Source organism: Janibacter melonis (assembly GCF_003721155.3).
Classification (GTDB): Bacteria; Actinomycetota; Actinomycetes; order Actinomycetales; family Dermatophilaceae; genus Marihabitans; species Marihabitans melonis.
Genome location: NZ_CP044548.2, coordinates 1104919 through 1123524 on the forward strand (window position 1 = coordinate 1104919; position 18606 = coordinate 1123524).

Genomic DNA, 18606 nt, shown 5'->3' on the forward strand with positions numbered 1-18606 from the left:
GGGTCGGTCGACGACCGCCTCGTCAGTCAACCACGCGGCCACAGCGCCCAGTGGTGATGCACAGGGCCCGCTGCGTGACCGACGGAGAGCTCGTCGGCGTGGGTGAGCGCGCCGGTCAACCAGTCCTTCGCCTGTGCCACGGTCTCGGCCCACGCGTCCCCCCGCGGCCGCAGCGCGGCGATCGCCGACGACAGCGTGCACCCGGTGCCATGGGTGTGACGTGTCGGGACCCGTCGGGCCGACAGCTCGCGCACCCCGGTGCCGTCGACGAGCAGGTCGACCGACTCGTCCCCGGCGACGTGCCCGCCCTTGAGCAGCACCCGGGCCGCCCCGAGGTCGAGCAGCGCCTGCGCGTGCCGGTGCATCTCGTCGAGGTCGCGCGCCGCAGCGTGCGGGGTGAGGCCGAGCAGGACGGCCGCCTCGGCGGTGTTGGGCGTGACGAGGTCGACGACGGGCAGCAGGGCCCGCACCCCCTCGACGGCGTCCTCGTCGAGCAGCCGCGAGCCGGCCGTCGAGACCATCACCGGGTCGAGGACGACCTCGCCCAGCCCGCCCCTGCACACCAGCTCGCCCACCACGGCGACGACCTCGGCCGAGCCGAGCATCCCGATCTTCGTCGCCGCGAGCTCGACGTCGTCGACGAGGGTCTCGACCTGCTCGCGCACGAAGCCTGCCGGTACGTGATGGACCCCGGTCACCCCCTTCGTGCTCTGCGCCGTGAGCGAGGTGAGGACGGCGCAGCCGTACGCCCCGAGCGCGCCGAAGGTCTTGAGGTCGGCCTGGACCCCGGCGCCGCCGGACGGGTCCGACCCGGCGATCGTCAGGACGTTGGGCACGCTCATGCCGCACCCCCGTCGACGACGGCGCGCAGCCGCGCGGCGGCGGCCCGTGGGTCGTCGGCGGCGCAGACGGCGCTGACGACGGCGACGCCGTCGACCCCCGTGGCCATGACCTCGGCCGCCCGGTCGAGGTCGATCCCTCCGATGGCCACGCTCGGCAGCCGGCTCGCGGCGGCGAGCGCGCGCAGGCCCTCGAGCCCGACCGCCGGGTCGTGGTCGGGCTTGGTCGGGGTCGCCCACACGGGGCCGAGACCGAGGTAGTCGAGGGTGCCGGGCGGCAGCGTCGCGGCCCGCTCCACCTCCTCGACCCGCGCACACGACAGCCCGAGCGACGCATGCGGTCCGACCACCCGGCGTGCCTCGACCGCGTCGAGGTCGCCCTGGCCGATGTGGGCGCCGTCGGCGCCGATCTCGGCGACGAGGTGGGCCCGGTCGTTGATGATGAGGGGCACGCCCGCCGGCCGGGTGACGGTGAGCACGAGCCGGCCCATGGCCACGACCTCGTCGTCACCGGCGTCGGGGTCACGCAGCTGGACCACGCTCGCTCCCCCGTCGATCGCCGCGCTCACCGTGGTGAGGAGCCCGTGGCGCTGCGTCATCACCGGGTCGGTGACGAGGTAGAGGCCGAGGTCGAGCACCGGGCGGGTCAGCACAGCCCCACCCGCTCCTCGAGCTGATCGGGCGTGAGGGCCGCGAGCTCGTCGAGCAGCCCGACGGCGAAGGAGCCCGGCCCGCGCGCGGTCTGCACCGCGGTGTCGGCGGCGAGGGTGAGCGCGGCCGTCGCGGTCGCCGCGGCGACGAGCGGGTCAGATGTCGCCGCGCAGCACGCCGCGACGAGGGCGCCGAGCGCGCACCCGACACCGGTGACCCGTGTCATCAGCGGGTCGCCGTGGGCGAGCCGCACCGTGCGCTCGCCGTCGGTGAGGTGGTCGACCGCGCCGCTCACGGCGACGACGCAGCGGTGCCGGCGGGCGATCGCGCCGGCGCCGTCCTGGACGGCCTGGGACGCGGTGTCGTCGGTGGAATCGACTCCCCGGCCGCCGCTGCCGCCGCCGAGCGCGAGGACCTCCGAGGCGTTGCCCCGGATGACGGCGGGCGAGCCGAGCGCGAGCAGCTCGTGCGCCAGCCCCGTGCGCCAAGTGAGCCCGCCGACGGCGACGGGGTCGAGGACCCAGGGGGTCCCGGACGACAGGGCGGCGGACACCCCTTCGCGTGCGCCCGCGGCCGTGTCGTCGTACGGGGTCCCGAGGTTGACGAGGACCGCTCCGGCGACGGCGGCGAGCTGGCCCGCCTCGTGCGGGTTGTCGACCATGGCCGGCGACGCTCCCGCGGCGAGCAGGACGTTCGCGGTGAAGGGTGCGACGACGATGTTGGTCAGGCACTGGGTCAGCGGTGACTCCGCGCGCAGGCGCGACCAGCAGTCGGCGAGGTCGTGCGCGCTCGGCGCGGTGGTGGGCAGGGCGACGCTCATGGGTGACGTCCCTTCGCTAGTACGAGCTAGATCAGGTTCCACGGGTGTGCTCTCAGCCGCTCGAAGGCGGCACCCCGCGTCAGCGACGACCATAGCGAAGGGGGTGGGGTCGCCGGGCGGGGCGGCTCTGCCGGGCTGCGCGTCGGCGCGGTCCGCACGATGATGGGTGCGTCGACCCGACCGACCACGCCTGGAGGCACCGATGACGCATCCTCTCGACCGGACCCGGAGCGCGCCCTCGGCGCTGGCGGCCGGCAGCGCCGTGGCACCGATCGTCGTCGGGGGCCTGCTGCTCGTGCTCGCCGTCATCTGGTGGGCCTACGCCCAGGTTGCCGTCGACGAGATGACCACGACCGCCTCGCAGCTCGTCGTCCCCGGGATCCTCGCTCTCGCCGGGGCCGCAGGTCTCGTCTACGGGTTGCTCGTCCTCGCCGCGAAGGTGCAGGAGAGCCACGCCCTGCTGCTCCAGGCGGCCCGGGCGAGGGACGCGGAGGTGGACCGCGCCGGGGCGTAGGGCGGTGGTCTCGAGGCTCGGGCGCAGAGCGCCCGTCGCACCTCGACCATCGAAGGGGTGGTGGTCTCGACCGGCGAAGGGCCGCGGCCTACGGCTCGAGGCCGACCATCGCGGCGGACTCGTCCCAGAGGCGGGCGGCCACCCCTTCGTCCGAGGCCACCCGGGAGGTGCGCGAGACGCGACGGTCGTCGAAGTACTGACCCACCGGCCAGTCGGTGCCCGGCTCGCCCTCGGCGAGCCAGACGAGCTGGTCGGCGCCCTTCGCCGGGGAGGTCATGAGGACCTTCGACAGGGGCGTGCGGTAGAGGGCGCGCATGACGACGGAGGACTCGCTGGCGAAGTTCGTGCCGACGATGCCGGGGTGGAAGGCCGCGGCGGAGATGCCGTCACCGCCGTGCCGTCGCTGCAGCTCGCGGGTGAAGAGGATGTTCGCGAGCTTGGCGTTGCCGTAGGCGCGGCGCTCGGAGTACCCGTGCTCGAGCTGGAGGTCGTCGGGGTCGTAGCGCGCCATGACCCGTGACGCCAGGCTCGAGGTCTGCGCGACGCTCGCCCGGCTCGCGGTGAGGGTCGGCAGGAGCAGCCGCGTCAGCAGGTACCCGGCGAGGTGGTTGACCTGGAAGGTCGCCTCGAAGCCGTCCTCGGTCAGCCGCCGGCTGCCGAGGACTCCCCCGGCGTTGTTCGCGAGGACGTCGATCCGCGGGTACTGCGCGCCGAGCGCGTCGGCGAGCGCCCGCACCTCGGTGAGGCGGGCGAAGTCGGCGACGAAGGGGGTGCCCCCCACCTCCGCGGCGACCGCCTCGGTCTTCTCCCGGGAGCGCCCGACGACGGCGACCTCGTGGCCGTGCTCGGCGAGCTCGCGCGCGGCGGCGGCGCCGATGCCGTCGCTCGCACCGGTGATGACGACGGTCTTGCGGTCCATCCAGGTCTCCTCGAGGTGGGGTGCCACCAGTGTGCGGGAGGGTCGCCGGGCGACGCCCCGTGGCCGCGGCCCACGCTCAGGCCGGGTCGTCGGGCATCTGCAGGTGCAGCAGCTCCACCGCGTCGCTCGTCAGCCGCGCCGTCGTCTCCAGCAGCTCACCAGGCGACGTCGAGCGCAGCAGCGTCAGCTGGTCGAGGGCACCCAGGGGCGAGAGCCAGGCCAGCTGCCAGCTCCGGGCGACAGGGTCGTCCGCCAGCTCGACGTCGGCCGGCCAGACCTGCGAGCGGTGCTCGCTCATCACCGCCAGGGCCCTCCTGACGACGCGCTCGGTGTCGGCGAGCCTCTCGTGGTCCTCGCCGGACCACGTGAGGTCCGGCAGGCGACGCACCTCGGCCCGCGGGTAGGGGTCGTCGGGCAGCCACCGCTCGACCTCGACACGCTCGTGCCCTCGCGCCAGCAGCACGAGCCGGCCGTCGGGCAGCCGGCCCATCTGCTCGACGCTCGCCACGCAGCCGACCGTGAACCGCCGGTCTCCCCCGCCGACCTCGGAGCCTCGCTCGATGAGCACCGCGCCGAAGCGCCGGTCGCTGCCGACGACGTCTCGCATCATCGCCACGTAACGCGGCTCGAAGACCTGCAGCGGCAGCGGCTGCCCGGGGAGCAGGGCCGTCCCCAGCGGGAACATCGGCAGCACGTCCATCGGACCAACGTCGCACCCCGGACCGTGCGATGTCACCCCTTCGCGCGAACGCGTCGCCTACAACGGGTGCCCCCTGGGTGTCGTGGTCTCGAGGCTCGGGCCCTGGGGGCCCTCGCACCTCGACCATCGATGGGTCGCCGTGTGGTTGGGTAGGGCGCAACCAGCCCACCACCGCCTTCAGGGGAGACGGTTTGAGCAACGCACCGCAGCAGTTCATGGACATGGCCCGGCAGGCAGCCGGCAACGCAGGGGTCCGGCAGGCCGTCGGCCGTGCCGCGGGCGGGGGTGGTGACGGCTTCGACCTCAACGCCGCGGACTTCCCGGCGGCCCGGGGCGAAGGGGCATCGGCCGGCACGCGCATCACCTCGGCCTCCGTCAGCCTCGACGACGCCGCCGAGGCGCTGAGCCGCAGTCACTACGAGGCCGGCGCGGCCGGCCCGGTCCACGTCATCACGCCGATGGTCATGCCGAAGGGGCGCCGCCTGCGCGCGATGCTCCCGGTCATCGCCCTCGCGCTCCTCGGCATCGCCGGCAGCATCGTGCTCCTGCCCTTCGACGGGCTCGTGCTCGGCATCTTCGGGCCGCACTACTGGCTGCTCGTGCTCCTGCTCGCCGCCTTCATGTGGTGGCGCCAGGGCATGGTCATGGTCCCCGAGGGGTGCACCGCGCTCATCAGCCGCTTCGGCAAGGTCGAGGCCGAGGTCGGCCCGGGCCGCGTCACCCTGCTCAACCCGTGGAAGCGGGTCTCCTACATCGTCAACACGACGCGGGAGTACCCCTTCAACGCCCCGATCCGCGAGGCCCCGACGAAGTCGGGCGTGCAGGCGAGCGTCGACCTCTTCCTCCAGTTCCGCATCGCCAACGCGCGCGAGTTCGTCTTCGTCCTCGGTGCCGTCCAGGGCTTCCAGGACAAGCTGAACAACGCGATCTCGGAGACGACCCGCTCGCTCATCTACGACCAGGAGGCCAGCGGCATCTACGACCTCGTCGGCGAGAGCACCGCGCGGCTGCTCGAGCAGCTCAACGCGCAGTTCCAGCCCGCGGTCGAGCTGACGACGGCGAACATCACGCACGCCGAGCCCTCGGCCCAGGAGTACCGCATGGACCTCGCGGCGCCGGAGATGATCCGGGTCGCGAAGGAGGCATACACCTACGACTACGAGCTGGGGCTGAAGAAGGAGCAGAACGAGGGAGACCTCAACAAGGACCTCGCCTCGCTCAACGAGAGCCTCTCGGCGATCCAGGCCGACATCGCGCGCTACCAGGCGCAGATGGACACCGCTCTCGAGCGCGAGACGAACCGCGCGAACGCGCTGGCCCGTCAGCGCTTCGTCGAGTCGGAGTCGACGGCCAACGCCAACGCCGCGCTGCTCGAGGCCCAGGCGCTCGACATCCGAGCGCTGAGCGCGGCCCAGGCCCCGGAGATCCTCGACTACCGCTACCAGCAGGACATGCTCGACAAGATGGAGAGCGTCGCGGACTCGCTGCCGCAGATCGTGCGGGTCGGCGACCAGGGCGACGGCGTGGACTACCTGAAGATCGCCCGCGAGCTCGTCGGCGGTCAGGGCAGCGCGCTCTTCACCGACGAGGACATGGCCGCGATCCGGGAGCGTCACGGCGCCATCGCCGAGCGCGTCGCGCAGCGCGAAGGGGAGATCGGCGACCTGCTGCAGGCGCCCGAGGAGACGGACGTCGAGATCATCCCGGCCTCGGAGGTCACCGACGACCCCGAGGGCGAGGAGGCGATCGCCAAGATCCGCGAGTCAGTGACCGACGAGGCCGTCACGGCCCAGATGGGAGAGGCCGCGGGCGGTCCCCCTTCGCCGCCGTCCGGTCCCCCGGTCTCACCTCCGGCGACGCCGCAGGGCGCGCCGACCACTCCCGCCACGACTGACGAAGGGGGCACCCGATGAGCCAGCAGATCATGGACACGATGACCGCGCGCGGTCGCGGGATGAGCTCGATCAAGGAGGCCGTCTCCGGGTGGGGCGACGTCGCGCGGCTGCTGCGCGGCGGTGACGGTGGCGCGATCGTGCCCGTCGTCATCCCCAAGGACCAGCGCGGGCTGCGGTGGACCTCGCTCGTGTGGTTCGGGCTGTGGGCCGCGATCAGCGGGCTGCTCCTCACGACCGTCGACCACGGCGGTCTGGGCGGGCTGGCGATCTTCGTCGCGCTGCTCTCCTTCGTCCTCGCCGCCCTGTGGTGGTGGCGCAGCTCGATCGTCGAGATCGAGGAGGGCACGGTCGGGGTGCTGACGAAGTTCGGCGCGATCTACGGACCGGGCCTGTCCCCCGGCCGGCACTACCTGTGGCACCCGTGGGCGCGCGTCGCGTACGTCGTCGACGTCACGACCGAGATCCCGTACACCGCACCGGTGCTCAGCTCGCCGACGCACGAGAACGTGCCGCTGAAGTCGATCGAGTTCTTCTTGCGCTTCCGCATCGTCGACGCGATCCGCTTCGTCCAGACGATCGGCGCGGGCAACTTCGACCTCGTGCTGAGCAACTCGGTGCAGGACGCGATCCGCCAGCGCAGCCGGCAGGTGCGCACGGAGAGCGCGTACGACCTGCGCGGCAGCGACGTCAAGGACATGCAAGACCTGCTCAACCGTCAGCTGACGCGCTACGGCGCGCAGATCATGGGCTGCAACATCCCCGACGTGCAGCTGCCCGACCAGTACCGCGAGCACCTCGCGACGCGCGAGCGCGTGGCCAAGGAGCTCGTCGCGTACGAGAAGGAGTGGGAGCTCACCCGCAAGCGTCGGATCGACACGCTGCTCATGGAGATCGAGCGCAGCAAGAAGGTCCGCGACGCGAAGATCGTCGAGGTCCAGGCGTCGCTGAACAAGGCACGCAAGGACGTCGCGCAGATGCTCGAGGAGCGCGAGACCGAGGCGCAGAAGGTGCGCTACGAGATCGAGACGCGCGCGCGCACCAACCTCGTCGCCGCCCAGGGTGAGGCGAAGGCCCAGGAGCAGCTCGCCACGGCCTACCGCGACAACCGCGCGGTGCTCGGGTACGAGCTCGCCCGTCGCCGGCTCGACGTCGGTGCTGCTCTCGCCGAGCAGGCGCCGCGCCCGGTCATCGTGCAGACCGACGGGAGCAGCGGGGACAGCTCCGCGCTGTCGACGCTGCTCATGGCCCAGCTCCTCCCCTCGCTCTCGGCGAACGGGAACGGCTCGCGGTCGGCTGCGACGCCCCCGCCGCCGAGCGCCCGCAGGGTCCAGCAGGCCGCCGGCGAGGCGGCTGCCGGCCTCGTCCAGCGTGCCGGGAAGGGTGCGAAGGGCGACGCCTGACCCCACCCGCGCACGAGAGCCCGCCGGTCCGAGAGGACCGGCGGGCTCTTCGCTGTCCGCAGGGCGATTCGTGGGATGCCGTTGACAACGGGGCTCCTGATCAGGACTATTCAGGTATAGACAGGTATGGACAGGACGGAGCACAGTGAACGCGAAGTACCAGCGCGTCGCCTCCCTGCTGAGGGAGCAGATCCACGTCGGCGACCTCAGCGACGGCGAGAAGCTGCCCGGCGAGGCCGAGCTCGCACGTGATCTCGGGGTCAGCCGCGGGACCGTGCGCCAAGCCATCGCCGAGCTGCAGCGGCAGAACCTCGTCGACACCCAGATGGGGGTCGGCACCTTCGTCACCTTCGACGGCGTCGCACTCAACAGCCCTCTGGGCTGGGCGCAGGCGCTCGCGATCGGCGGTGTCGACCTCGACGTGACCATCCTGTCGATCGACCTCATCTCCGTCGAGGAGATCCCCGACGCACCTCGTGACATCGGCTTCGCCGAGGCCGTCGCGGTGCGCCGTGTGCGACGTCTGGGCGACGGCACCGCGGTGTCCTTCGAGTGCGCGTCCGTCCCCGCCACCGGGATCCTGCGCGACCTGCCCACGACGGGTCTCGTCGACGGCTCGATCACGAAGACCCTCGCCCAGGCCGGGCTGCGGGCGACAGGCGGCGACCAGCAGGTCAGCCTCGTCGAGCTGCCCGCCCGCGAGGCCGAGCTGCTCGGCCGGAGCGAGGGCGAGCCCTTCCTGCGCTCCGTGAGGACCTCGCGCAGCGCCCGCGGCGACGTCGTCGAGCACGTCGTCTCCTCGCTCGACCCCCGCCACTTCCGCCTCCACACGACCTTCGGAGACCGTGCATGACCCGCGCCCTCAACACTCTCGTCGGCCTCGCCGTCGGCGACGCCCTGGGCATGCCGACCCAGAGCATGAGCCGGGCGGACATCGCCGCCCGCTACGGGCGGGTCGACCGGCTCCTCGACGGCGCACCCGACCAGCCCATCGCCCCGGGCATGCCGGCGGGCTCGATCACCGACGACACCGAGCAGGCCCTGCTCCTCGCCGACCTCCTCGTCGAGGGCGGGGGCACCTTCGAGCCCCGCGCCCTCGCCGATGCCCTCCAGGCATGGGAGGACGACATGCGCGCCCGTGGGTCGTCGGACCTGCTCGGGCCGTCGACCAAGGCCGCGCTCGTCGAGCTCGCCGCCGGCGCCTCGCCGGAGGAGAGCGGCCGCTTCGGCACGACGAACGGCGCGGCGATGCGCATCGCCCCGGTCGGCATCGCCTTCGCCGAGCCGGACGCCCTGCTCGAGGCGGTCGTCGCCGCCAGCCGGCCGACCCACAACACCGGCCTGGCCCTGTCGGCGGCCACCACCGTCGCCGCCGTCATCAGCGCCGGGATCGACGGCGCGGACCTCGACGCCGCCCTCGACGTCGGTCTGAGGGCGGGAGAGGCGGCCTTCGCGCGAGGCCACTGGCGCGCAGGCGCCTCGGTGCCGGCCAAGGCCCGATGGGCACTGGCCCAGACCTTCGGCTCGGACGACGAGTGCGTCGACTTCGTGGTCGACGTCATCGGCACCTCCGTGAGCAGCCAGGAGTCGGTCGTCGCCGCGATCGTCCTCGCTCACCACTTCGTCGACCGCCCCTTCGAGGCGCTCTGCCAGGCGGCGAGCGTCGGCGGCGACACGGACACCGTCGCCGCCATCGCCGGCGCCATGCTCGGCGCCACGGCCGACGCCCCTCCCGCACCGGCCGAGGTCGTCGACGACGTGCTCCGCGTGTCGCAGGTCGACCTCGCCTCCAGGGCTCTGGCCCTCACCCGTCTCCGCGACTCCGCACCCCGCCCCTCCTGACTCTCCCGGGCGCACTCCCCCTTCGGACCGCCCCGCCACACCCGTATGCAAAGGAGCACACGCATGTCCACGCCTCATGAGGTCAGCACCCCGGTAGACGACGGCGGGCGCACTCGCGTCCGCGCGTCCTTCGAGCAGCGCGGCATCGAGCCGGTGCCCGTCGAGGAGCGTGACGGCCACCCGCTGCAGCTCTTCTGGGTGTGGTTCGCCGCGAACATCTCGATCCTCGGCATCCCGCTGGGCGCCACCCTCGTCGCGCTCGGGCTCAACCTTTGGCAGGCGCTCGTCGTCGCGGCCATCGGTGCCTTCGGATCCTTCGCGCTCGTCGGGCTCATCTCGATCGCCGGTCGTCGGGGCGGGGCACCCAGCCTGACCCTCAGCCGCGCGGTCTTCGGCGTCCGCGGCAACGTCCTGCCGACGCTGGTGTCCCTGGGCTCGCGCCTGGGCTGGGAGACCGTCAACACGGCGACCGCCGCCTTCGCGCTGCTCTCGCTCTCGGCCCTGCTCTTCGGCACCGACGCCGACGCGCACCAGGTGCCCGCCCTCGCCATCGCCTGCATCCTCATCTTCGTCTTCCTCACCGTCGCGGTGTCGGGGATGGGTCACTCCTTCCTCGTGCGGGTGCAGAAGTACGCCACGTGGGCCTTCGGAGCGCTCAACGTCTTCGTCGCCGCCTTCCTCGTGGCCACCGTCGACTGGTCGGCGGTCACGTCCGCCCCGGCCGGCCCGGCCGTCGCGATGGTCGTCGGCGTGGGGATCATCGCCGGCGGCACCGGTATCGGCTGGGCCAACGCCGGGGCCGACATGTCGCGCTACCAGGCGCCGCGCGTCCGGGCGGGTCAGCTCGTCGCATCGGCGTCGGCGGGCGCGGGGATCCCGCTCGTCCTGCTCATCGGTCTCGGCAGCCTGCTCTCCGTGGGCGATCCCTCGCTCGGCTCCGCGAGCGACCCGGTCGCGGCCATCCGTGACCTCCTGCCCGAGTGGGTGGCTGTCCCCTACCTGCTCGCGGCCTTCGGCGGCCTGCTGCTGTCGAACCACCTCTCCGTGTACTCGGCCGGCCTGACGACGCTGACCCTCGGCATCCGCATCAAGCGCGTCTACGCCGTCGTCGTCGACGTCGTCGTGACCACCGCCGGGGCGATCTACTTCATGCTCTTCGCGTCGAGCTTCTACGGGCCCTTCATCACCTTCATCGCGCTGCTCTCCGTGCCGGTCACCGCGTGGGTCGCGGTCTTCCTCGTCGACCTCGTGCGTCGCGCGGACTACGACTCCGCGGGCCTCATGGACCTCAGCCGGAGCTCGGCGTACTGGTACCGCGGGGGCGTCGAGTGGCGTGCGCTCACCGCGTGGGCGGTGGCCATCGTGCTCGGCTACTTCTTCACCCGCGCCCAGGTCACCGCCGAAGAGGTCTGGTTCACCGGCGCCCTGTACGACACGTGGATCGGCCAGAACGGCCTCGGCTGGGTCGTGTCCTTCGTCGTCGCGGGCGGGATCTACCTCGCGCTCGGCGGGGCGCGGGGCGCTGGCGCCGTGGCCCGCGGCGAGAAGAGCGCCCGACGATGACGGGCCGTGTCGTCCACGTCGGCCAGGCCATCGTCGACCTCGTCATGAGCGTCGACGAGGTGCCGGCCGCCGGGCAGGACGTCTTCGCCTCGTCCTACACCCTCACCGCGGGCGGCGGCTTCAACGTCATGGCCGCCGCCCGGCGGGACGGCGCCGAGGTCGTCTACGCCGGGGCTCACGGCACGGGCCGTTTCGGCGACATCGTGCGTGCGGCGATGGCGGACGAGGGTGTCGTGGTCGTCAACGCGGCCGAGACGCAGCTCGACACCGGCTTCTGCGTCGCGCTCGTCGACGCGGCGGCCGAGCGCACCTTCGTCTCGACGGTGGGCGCCGAGGGCGAGCTCGACGTGCGTCACCTCGACGAGGTGCACGTCCGTGAGGGCGACGTCGTCTACGTCAGCGGGTACGGGCTGTACCACCCCGGCAACGCGGCGGCGATCACGTCGTGGCTCCCCCGGGTGCCCGCCGAGGTCATGGTCGTCGTCGACACGTCGCCAATGATCGCCCAGGTGTCGTCGGAGGTCTTCGCACTGGTCGCCGCCCGCGCGGACCTGTGGACGGCGAACGAGGAGGAGGCCCGTGCTCTGCACACGCGCCTCGGCGTCGGCACGACGTCCGACCCCGCCGGGACCGCCACCGAGACGGCTGCGGCGCTCGACGCCACGGTCGTGGTCCGGGTGAACCGAGCGGGCTGCTGGGTCGCGGCGCCGGGGACCGAGCCGGTGCACGTGCCGGCCTTCGAGATGGTGCCCGTCGACACGAACGGCGCCGGCGACGCGCACACGGGGGTGCTCTGCGCCGGGATCGTGGCGGGAGAGCCTCTGCTCGAGGCAGTCCGACGGGCCGCGGCGGCCGCGGCGATCGCGGTCACGCGTCGTGGCCCGGCCACCTCTCCCCTCCGGGGCGAGATCGACGAGCTCGTGCGCAGCGCGGGTCGGGCGGCGCAGCCGGGCGAAGGGGTGCCGACCGCCCCCGCGAGGTCCTGAGGGGACGTCGGGCAGCTGGGACCCGGGTGGTCGGTCCCTAGGATCGGCGGGTGCGTGTCGTCTCCCTGCTGCCCTCGACCACCGAGATCCTCTTCGCGCTCGGCGCGGGGGACGACGTCGTGGGGGTCACCTTCGAGTGCGACCACCCGGCGCAGGCGCGTGAGCGGCGGGTCGTCTCGACCTCGACGATGCCCGAGGGCCTGTCGCCGCGGGAGATCGACGACTTCGTCAAGGCCTCGCTGGAGCGGGGCGACGACCTGTACCACCTGCAGGCCGACGCCCTGGCCGAGCTGGACCCCGACCTGGTCGTCACGCAGGACCTGTGCGCCGTGTGCGCGATCGACGTCACCGCGGTGGACGAGGCGATGGCCTACCTGGGGTGCCAGGCGGACGTGCTGGCCTTCGACCCCCACACGATCGACGAGGTGCTCGCCTCGGTCGTCTCGGTGGGCGATGCCGTGGGACGGCGGGCGGAGGCCGACGCGCTCGTCCGGTCGTTGCGGGAGCGACTAGCGGCTGTCGCCGATGCGGTGGCCGGGGCCGAGCGACCTCGTGTGCTCGTCCTCGAGTGGACCGACCCTCCCTTCGCGCCCGGCCACTGGATCCCGGAGATGGTCGTCGCTGCCGGTGGTGAGCCGGTGCTGGGGGTCGCCGGCGAGAGGTCGGAGCAGACGACGTGGGGAGCCGCGGTGGCGGCCGCACCCGACGTCGTCATCTGCGCGCCGTGCGGCTACGACCTCGGCGGCGCCGCCGAGCAGGCAGCTGTCGTCGCCGAGCACTTCCCCGGGGTGCCCGTGTGGGCGGTCGACGCGAACGGGTCGTACGCGCGACCCGGGCCGCGGGTCGTCGACGGGGTGGAGGCGTTGGCGGGGATCCTGCACCCTGACCGGGTGGGCAGACCTGACCCGGGCGCGGCGAGCCCCCTCTAATGATGAGCCTCTGAGCGAGCGAGGCCGTGAGCTCAGTACTTCGGGAACTGCTTGAGGTAGGGCACGTGCCAGCCCGCAGCCTTGTATGCCGTGGAGTTCGACACCCACGCCGTTGACGAGCTCGTCTGCACCCACCGCCCGCCAGACCAACGAAACCGCACCTTTGTCTGGCGGTGGGGCCGCGAGCCGCCAACCTCATGATCTCGGACAGACCCGACCGCGGTCATCTGGAGACCGTTCGTCATGGTGCGATGCCATCCCGCGTTGTAGGAGTACGAGCCATCCGTGTACCAGGTCCACTGACCTCCGGGTGCCTTCAGCACGGACAGTCCGCCACCTCGGTACGTAAGCACCACGAAGAACATGGAGTGCGCACCGGTGTCCTTGCCGAGGACGAGCTCGTACCCACGTTGACCGTCGACTGCAGCGGACCCGTGCCAGGACGTCTTGCCTGCCCATTCCCCGTCGATCGTTCGGGTCAGTGTCCGACCTCGTGCGGTGCGCACCCGGACGACGCTCCGCGTCGTCGTGTAGTCGTCCCCGTACTCGACCAATCCGACCTGGTCCACCCGCCCGTCTCCGTCAACATCAGCTCTGGATACAACACGGCAGTAGTCGATCCCGCTGCATACAGACGTCGACGAGCTCGTTGCCGCGGCAACGGACATGCCCCCTGCGCCGATCGCTCCCGCTCCGATGACCGCGCCAGCCGCGTGTGACCACCTCATGCTTCCTCCACCCCTAGCCCTGCTTGCGCGCTGACGCTACCTCGCCCTTCGCCAACTAGCTGGCCGAATGACGAAGACCCGGCTCGTGGGAAGGATTGGCAGGTGTCAGAGGACCAGCGTGCGCAGGTAGCCGCGGGTCTCGGGGTCCGTCGAGTGGATCGTGACGCTTCGCATCCCGCGGGTGAGGAGCACCTTGTAGACGTTCCGGACCAGGCGGTCGAAGTCGGCGGCGTCGACGGCGGTACGGCTCTTGAAGTCCGGGTCGCGGTTGGCCTCGCGGACGGCGACCCAGCGGTCCTCCCGCCACACCAGGTCGGGCCCAATGATGACACCCGCGTGGTCGTACTCGAAGCCCTGGGCGGTGTACACGCACCCGACCTGACCGAATCCTGCGGGGTCCGACGCCCACAGCGCCGAGGGCGGTGCACCACCGACCGACCGGTCGCCACGCAGGTTCCACGGACGCGCCCACCCGTCGATCACCACGTCCGGCACCAGCGAGCCGTCGGCGCGGGGGTCGCTCCAGGGCCAGCAGTACCCCGCCGCCATCCGGGCGGTGCGACCCTCTCGGTGCCCTTCCTCCAGGACCCGCTCCATCTCGCCCGGCGTCTCGACGACAGTTACCTCGAACGACGGGTCACCGGCCCAGGCCACCGGTCCGCCGGCAGCCAGGCCGAGGAGTCGCTCGACCCAGTCCACGTACAGCTGCGACCCTCCGCACCGGAACTGGTCGTCGAGGTCGATGTGCTCGACGTCCACTCCGTGCGCCGCAGCGAAGCGCTCGATCTCCTGCGCCGTCCCGAGCTCTCCCGGACGCACGACCTGGTGCTGGTCGAGCAAGAACACCGGCACACGTGCTGCAGACAGCAGCTCCTCGACCTGAGGTCGGGCGCGGTCGCGATCCGCCTTCCTGGTGTACCGGTTGACCGAGGTCTCCCGGATGCGGTGTGCCTCGTCGAGGATGAGGCAGTCGAGGTCGTTCGGCTCGGCAGCCATGAACGAGTTGAAGTACTTGAAAAGGCCCTTCACCCGCGTGTCCCGGTGCCCAGCCACCTTGCGCAGGGTCTGCGTGAAAGAACGGGAACCGGTGGCGTGGACGACCGTGCGCCCCTGCCGTGAGAGCTCCCCCATCACCGACAGCGCGATGACCGACTTGCCCGATCCCGGTCCACCGCTCACGACGACAGCCGTCTTGGTGCTCGAGCGACGGGCTCTGCCGACCGCGTGAAGCACGTGCTCGTAGGCATCGCGCTGCTCGTCCAGCAGGACGAACATCTCACGTCGCTGGACCTCGTCGGCCGCGACGGTCAGGAGCTGACGGCTGGGCGCGATCTTCGAGGCCAGCAGAGCATCCGCTGCTGCGGCTCCTGGCTGACCCGGGTCGAGGTGATCGGTGAGGAAGTCGACGAAGGCGCTTCTGCGCTGGCCGGTGAACAAACGGCCATGGGGCGAGCCCGGACGTCTCATGAGGTCGGCGACATCGCGGTCGGTCGCGTTGTGCAGGTAGGCGGCGCCGACGAGGGAGTGGTCGTGCTCCGCGAGCACCACCGTGAAGTCCCGGAGGTACTCCACGTAGCCCTCCACCTGCACGGCTGGGTGGGTCACCGCTCGGCCGCCGTACTGCTCGACGCTGACGAGCGTGTCCGACCCCTCGAAGGCTGCGGCGGCGCTCCACTGCTTGAGCTCGACCACCACGTAGGACGGATTGCCAGTCCGGGGGTGCACCCCGGCGAGCACGACGTCGGCACGCTTCGAGGTCAGAGGGAGCTGGTACTCGACGAGCATCTCGACGTCGTCCAGGCCCGCGCTCAGGAGGTCAGCGCGCAGGGCCGGCAGGCTGCGCTCCCACGAGCGCATCTCGGCGGGCGACGGTCGGTGTCCGCTCTGGATGGCCATCTGCTCCGCCAGGTGCTGGGCGAGGTGGTGCTCGAGCGCGGAAAAGCCGCGAGCGGTCGAGCGAAGAAGTGGCACGAACAGTCCCCAGGCAGCACGAATCTCGTGCGGGTGGGGGCATGTCCGCGAAGGAAGCCCGTCGGGCCGCTATGTCACGGCGAGTATGCCCCAGCACCCCCGCTGCGTTCGTGGGGCGCGCCTGGCGGAGCCGACCCTGCATCATGGTCCGATGGTCGACGCGCCCTCCGCCCTGATGCCCTTCCAGCAGGACGTGCGTGGCTTCGCGGCCGAGCGGGACTGGACGCAGTTCCACGACCCAAAATCGCTGGTCCTGGCCCTTGTGGGTGAGGTCGGTGAGCTCGCCGAGCTCTTCCAATGGGTCCCGGCGGACGAGGCCCGCCGGACCTACTCGAGCGAACCGCGGAGACGGCGTGCTGAGGAGGAGATCTCCGACGTCCTCATCTACCTCCTCGCCCTCGGCAACTCGCTCGACATCGACGTCCTCGACGCGGCGACTCGCAAGCTCGCCGCCGCACGAGATCGCTTCCCCGCGGAGTCGGTCGCCGGCGTAGCGCCGGAGAAGGACTGAGCTGCCAGACGCCGACAAACGTCCCGCTGGACAGACCTCCGCACTGACCTCATCTACAGGTCACGGATTGGCCACGCGATGAACCGTTCAACCCGCATGGCTGTGGCACGGCTGCTAGACCGTCCTCAATCGCCACAGACCCAGAAGGAACGAACATGAGCAATCCCGGGTGGTACCCCCAGCCTGACGGCACCGAGCGATGGTTCGACGGGAACAGCTGGACTGATCACACCCGTGCGACGCAGCCGACAGGCCCCGTGCCCCACTTCTCGGCCCCGCAGAAGAAGGGTGGGGCGTTCAAGTGGGTCGCCCTCGGTGTGGGTGGCTTCTTCGTACTCTGCTGCGGAGGAGGAGTCCTCATGAGTCTCGGCGCTTCCGACACCGACACCTCCGCTGACTCGTCGACCACCGAGGTGCAGGAGAGCAGCGCGACCTCCTCCTCCCCGAAGAAAGCACAACCGTCCAGCAAGTCGCCCGCCAGCAAGGCCTCGGCCTCCAAGTCGACGGCGAAGCCGAAGCCGAGCCCGGCCAAGACCAAGGCGCCGGCTCCGCCGAAGCCTGCAGGGGCTGACATCAAGGTCACGGCCGGCGAGATCATCGAGGAGTTCGACAGCAACGAGCTCGCCGGAGACCAGAAGTACAAGGGCAAGACGGTCGAGGTGTCAGGAGTGGTCGAGAAGATCGACACCGAAGTTCTTGATGACGACAAGTACATCCTGAACATCACCGACGGCGGGGACTTCGAGATCTTCAGCGTGACGTGTCACGACATGCCCACCGACGTGCTCTCGACCCTCCAGGTCGGCAGCTCCATCAAGGTCATCGGCGACTTCGATGACGGCGGAGACCTGGGCGTCGATCTGAAGAACTGCAAGGTGGTCTGAGGCGGCGGTGCTGGGCTGCGCATGCGGCCCAGCACCGATCGACTCGGCATCGGCTGCACCTCACCCCTCATCTGCCCAAACGCCAGACGCACCGTTCACACTGCATCTACTCTCACCTCATGCGCCGCACCCTCGCCACGCTCACCGCGTCCCTCGTCTGCCTCACCCCCGCCGCCGTCGCCCTCGCCGCGCCGGCCCCGACCACCGCCTCCGCCGGCGTGAAGGTCTACAAGAACTGCACCGAGCTCAACAAGACCTACAAGCACGGCGTCGGCAAGGCCGGCGCGCGCGACAAGACCCGCAGCGGCACGAAGCCCGTGACGAACTTCCGGGTCAACACCAAGGTCTACAACGCCAACAAGAAGCACGACCGCGACAAGGACGGCGTGGCCTGCGAGAAGCGCTGACCCAGCCCGGCGCGCCCACCACGCGCCGCCGCTGGTACCCCTTCGTCACCGTCACCTCGGCGCTCCTCGCCCTCACCGGGTGCGGGGCGCTGAGCTCCGTCTCGGCGCCCGAGGTGACCCTCACCGTCTCGGCGCCGCCGGCCACCTCGACCACGCGGACCACCCCTTCGCCGACGACCTCCTCCCCCGCCCTCGCCGTCCTCGCGGCACTCCCGGTCAAGGGCCGCGCACCCAAGACCGGGTACGACCGGGCGGTGTTCGGGCAGGCGTGGAGCGACGACCACGCGATGAGCGGCGGACGCAACGGCTGCGACACCCGCAACGACGTCCTGCGCCGCGACCTCGCCGATGCCGTGCTCAAGCCGGGCACCAACGGCTGCGTCGTCCTCACCGGGACGCTGCGCGACCCCTTCGGCGGGGCGGTCGTCGACTTCGCGCGCGGGCCCGGCACGTCGAGCCTCGTCCAGGTCGACCACCTCGTCGCGCTCTCCAACGCGTGGCAGACCGGCGCGCAGCTCCTCACCGCGCAGCAGCGTCAGGACCTCGCCAACGACCCGCTCAACCTGCTCGCCGTGCAGGGCCGCCTCAACGCGCAGAAGGGCGACGGCGACGCCGCGACCTGGCTCCCGCCTCGCAAGACCTTCCGCTGCACCTTTGCCGCCCGCCAGGTCTCGGTGAAGCAGCGCCACCACCTGTGGGTCACCGCTCCCGAACGGGACGCGCTGCGACGAGTCCTCACGACCTGCCCGGGCCAGCGGCTCCCCACAGCGGCCTCCACCGCCGTCCCGCCTGTGGACGGGGCGAAGGGGGTCACCTCCCCTTCGCGCCGGCCGTCACCGGTCGTGCCCGCGCCGACCTCCACGCCCGCTCCCACTGGCGCTGTGAGCTACGAGAACTGCGACGCCGCCCGCGCTGCGGGCGCCGCACCGCTGCACCGGGGCGATCCCGGATACGCCTCGAGGATGGACGGCGACGACGACGGGGTCGCTTGCGAGTAGCCGACCGCGTCGCGCGAGCACTGCACCTACCTGGCCGCCAGGGCATCAT

Annotated in this window: 18 protein-coding genes and 1 riboswitch; of the genes, 12 read left to right on the plus strand and 6 right to left on the minus strand. The window is 71.7% G+C overall.

Going from position 1 to position 18606, the window contains the following annotated elements; all coding sequences use genetic code 11:
• Positions 1 to 26: 26 nt before the first annotated feature.
• The 3 genes from thiD to thiM all read right to left on the minus strand — a co-directional run bounded on the left by thiD (position 27) and on the right by thiM (position 2310).
• Positions 27 to 842 (minus strand): bifunctional hydroxymethylpyrimidine kinase/phosphomethylpyrimidine kinase, encoded by an 816-nt coding sequence (thiD, locus tag EEW87_RS05275; protein ID WP_123093367.1) that lies wholly within the window; start codon positions 840 to 842, stop codon positions 27 to 29.
• On the minus strand, positions 839 to 1492 hold the full coding sequence (gene thiE, locus EEW87_RS05280; protein ID WP_229299074.1) for a thiamine phosphate synthase: 654 nt from the start codon (positions 1490 to 1492) through the stop codon (positions 839 to 841). The genes thiD and thiE overlap by 4 nt, the downstream gene beginning before the upstream one ends.
• Positions 1486 to 2310 (minus strand): hydroxyethylthiazole kinase, encoded by an 825-nt coding sequence (gene thiM / locus EEW87_RS05285; protein WP_123093368.1) that lies wholly within the window; start codon positions 2308 to 2310, stop codon positions 1486 to 1488. Before thiM ends, thiE begins: the two co-directional genes overlap by 7 nt.
• Positions 2302 to 2397, minus strand: a riboswitch (TPP riboswitch). Its footprint overlaps the gene before it by 9 nt.
• Positions 2398 to 2512: 115 nt before the next feature.
• Between thiM and EEW87_RS05290 the strand changes: the two genes are divergently transcribed.
• A complete protein-coding gene (locus tag EEW87_RS05290) occupies positions 2513 to 2824 on the plus strand; it encodes a hypothetical protein (protein ID WP_123093369.1) in 312 nt (103 codons plus the stop codon).
• An 88-nt stretch (positions 2825 to 2912) separates the two neighbouring features.
• Here the strand turns inward: EEW87_RS05290 and EEW87_RS05295 are convergent, their stop codons facing one another.
• Together EEW87_RS05295 and EEW87_RS05300 are read right to left on the minus strand one after the other, a co-directional pair.
• Positions 2913 to 3743 carry an SDR family NAD(P)-dependent oxidoreductase gene (locus EEW87_RS05295; RefSeq protein ID WP_123093370.1) on the minus strand — a complete coding sequence of 277 codons (831 nt, stop codon included), beginning with the start codon at positions 3741 to 3743 and terminating at the stop codon, positions 2913 to 2915.
• 76 nt (positions 3744 to 3819) lie between these two features.
• Positions 3820 to 4443, minus strand: a complete 624-nt coding sequence (locus EEW87_RS05300; RefSeq protein ID WP_225985030.1) for an LON peptidase substrate-binding domain-containing protein — start codon at positions 4441 to 4443, stop codon at positions 3820 to 3822.
• 191 nt (positions 4444 to 4634) lie between these two features.
• Between EEW87_RS05300 and EEW87_RS05305 the strand changes: the two genes are divergently transcribed.
• The 7 genes from EEW87_RS05305 (at position 4635) to EEW87_RS05335 (ending at position 13058) form a co-directional block, all read left to right on the plus strand.
• Positions 4635 to 6356, plus strand: a complete 1722-nt coding sequence (locus tag EEW87_RS05305; RefSeq protein ID WP_225985029.1) for an SPFH domain-containing protein — start codon at positions 4635 to 4637, stop codon at positions 6354 to 6356.
• Positions 6353 to 7738 carry an SPFH domain-containing protein gene (locus tag EEW87_RS05310; protein WP_205473778.1) on the plus strand — a complete coding sequence of 462 codons (1386 nt, stop codon included), beginning with the start codon at positions 6353 to 6355 and terminating at the stop codon, positions 7736 to 7738. Before EEW87_RS05305 ends, EEW87_RS05310 begins: the two co-directional genes overlap by 4 nt.
• A 145-nt stretch (positions 7739 to 7883) precedes the next feature.
• Positions 7884 to 8591 carry a GntR family transcriptional regulator gene (locus EEW87_RS05315; RefSeq protein ID WP_123093372.1) on the plus strand — a complete coding sequence of 236 codons (708 nt, stop codon included), beginning with the start codon at positions 7884 to 7886 and terminating at the stop codon, positions 8589 to 8591.
• Entirely contained in the window at positions 8588 to 9580 is a 993-nt protein-coding gene (locus EEW87_RS05320) for an ADP-ribosylglycohydrolase family protein (RefSeq protein ID WP_123093373.1), read from the plus strand. The genes EEW87_RS05315 and EEW87_RS05320 overlap by 4 nt, the downstream gene beginning before the upstream one ends.
• Before the next feature lie 63 nt (positions 9581 to 9643).
• Entirely contained in the window at positions 9644 to 11143 is a 1500-nt protein-coding gene (locus EEW87_RS05325) for a purine-cytosine permease family protein (RefSeq protein ID WP_123093374.1), read from the plus strand.
• Positions 11140 to 12129 (plus strand): PfkB family carbohydrate kinase, encoded by a 990-nt coding sequence (locus EEW87_RS05330; protein ID WP_123093375.1) that lies wholly within the window; start codon positions 11140 to 11142, stop codon positions 12127 to 12129. The genes EEW87_RS05325 and EEW87_RS05330 overlap by 4 nt, the downstream gene beginning before the upstream one ends.
• A gap of 50 nt (positions 12130 to 12179) precedes the next feature.
• Positions 12180 to 13058, plus strand: a complete 879-nt coding sequence (locus EEW87_RS05335; RefSeq protein WP_123093376.1) for an ABC transporter substrate-binding protein — start codon at positions 12180 to 12182, stop codon at positions 13056 to 13058.
• 833 nt (positions 13059 to 13891) lie between these two features.
• Here EEW87_RS05335 and EEW87_RS05340 read toward each other — a convergent pair.
• On the minus strand, positions 13892 to 15682 hold the full coding sequence (locus EEW87_RS05340; RefSeq protein WP_123093416.1) for a DUF2075 domain-containing protein: 1791 nt from the start codon (positions 15680 to 15682) through the stop codon (positions 13892 to 13894).
• Between the two features lie 226 nt (positions 15683 to 15908).
• On the opposite strand from EEW87_RS05340, the gene EEW87_RS05345 reads away from it, so the two are divergent.
• From EEW87_RS05345 to EEW87_RS05360, 4 genes are all read left to right on the plus strand, one after another.
• Positions 15909 to 16268: a nucleotide pyrophosphohydrolase gene (locus tag EEW87_RS05345; RefSeq protein ID WP_225985028.1), complete on the plus strand. Its 360-nt coding sequence runs from the start codon at positions 15909 to 15911 to the stop codon at positions 16266 to 16268.
• Between the two features lie 155 nt (positions 16269 to 16423).
• Positions 16424 to 17152 carry an OB-fold protein gene (locus EEW87_RS16790; RefSeq protein WP_192826502.1) on the plus strand — a complete coding sequence of 243 codons (729 nt, stop codon included), beginning with the start codon at positions 16424 to 16426 and terminating at the stop codon, positions 17150 to 17152.
• A gap of 119 nt (positions 17153 to 17271) precedes the next feature.
• A complete protein-coding gene (locus EEW87_RS05355; protein ID WP_123093378.1) occupies positions 17272 to 17559 on the plus strand; it encodes an excalibur calcium-binding domain-containing protein in 288 nt (95 codons plus the stop codon).
• 113 nt (positions 17560 to 17672) lie between these two features.
• The gene (locus EEW87_RS05360; RefSeq protein ID WP_240341656.1) at positions 17673 to 18557 is read left to right on the plus strand and encodes a GmrSD restriction endonuclease domain-containing protein; all 885 of its coding nucleotides are present in this window, start codon (positions 17673 to 17675) and stop codon (positions 18555 to 18557) included.
• Positions 18558 to 18606: the final 49 nt, after the last annotated feature.

Bases quoted from the DNA above. Each gene is read 5' to 3' on its own strand.
- thiD (WP_123093367.1), bottom strand. From the start codon at position 842: ATGAGCGTGCCCAACGTCCTGACGATCGCCGGGTCGGACCCGTCCGGC.
- thiM (WP_123093368.1), bottom strand. From the start codon at position 2,310: ATGAGCGTCGCCCTGCCCACCACCGCGCCGAGCGCGCACGACCTCGCC.
- EEW87_RS05290 (WP_123093369.1), top strand. From the start codon at position 2,513: ATGACGCATCCTCTCGACCGGACCCGGAGCGCGCCCTCGGCGCTGGCG.
- EEW87_RS05295 (WP_123093370.1), bottom strand. From the start codon at position 3,743: ATGGACCGCAAGACCGTCGTCATCACCGGTGCGAGCGACGGCATCGGC.
- EEW87_RS05300 (WP_225985030.1), bottom strand. From the start codon at position 4,443: ATGGACGTGCTGCCGATGTTCCCGCTGGGGACGGCCCTGCTCCCCGGG.
- EEW87_RS05310 (WP_205473778.1), top strand. From the start codon at position 6,353: ATGAGCCAGCAGATCATGGACACGATGACCGCGCGCGGTCGCGGGATG.
- EEW87_RS05320 (WP_123093373.1), top strand. From the start codon at position 8,588: ATGACCCGCGCCCTCAACACTCTCGTCGGCCTCGCCGTCGGCGACGCC.
- EEW87_RS05325 (WP_123093374.1), top strand. From the start codon at position 9,644: ATGTCCACGCCTCATGAGGTCAGCACCCCGGTAGACGACGGCGGGCGC.
- EEW87_RS05330 (WP_123093375.1), top strand. From the start codon at position 11,140: ATGACGGGCCGTGTCGTCCACGTCGGCCAGGCCATCGTCGACCTCGTC.
- EEW87_RS05340 (WP_123093416.1), bottom strand. From the start codon at position 15,682: ATGGCCATCCAGAGCGGACACCGACCGTCGCCCGCCGAGATGCGCTCG.
- EEW87_RS05345 (WP_225985028.1), top strand. From the start codon at position 15,909: ATGGTCGACGCGCCCTCCGCCCTGATGCCCTTCCAGCAGGACGTGCGT.
- EEW87_RS16790 (WP_192826502.1), top strand. From the start codon at position 16,424: ATGAGCAATCCCGGGTGGTACCCCCAGCCTGACGGCACCGAGCGATGG.
- EEW87_RS05355 (WP_123093378.1), top strand. From the start codon at position 17,272: ATGCGCCGCACCCTCGCCACGCTCACCGCGTCCCTCGTCTGCCTCACC.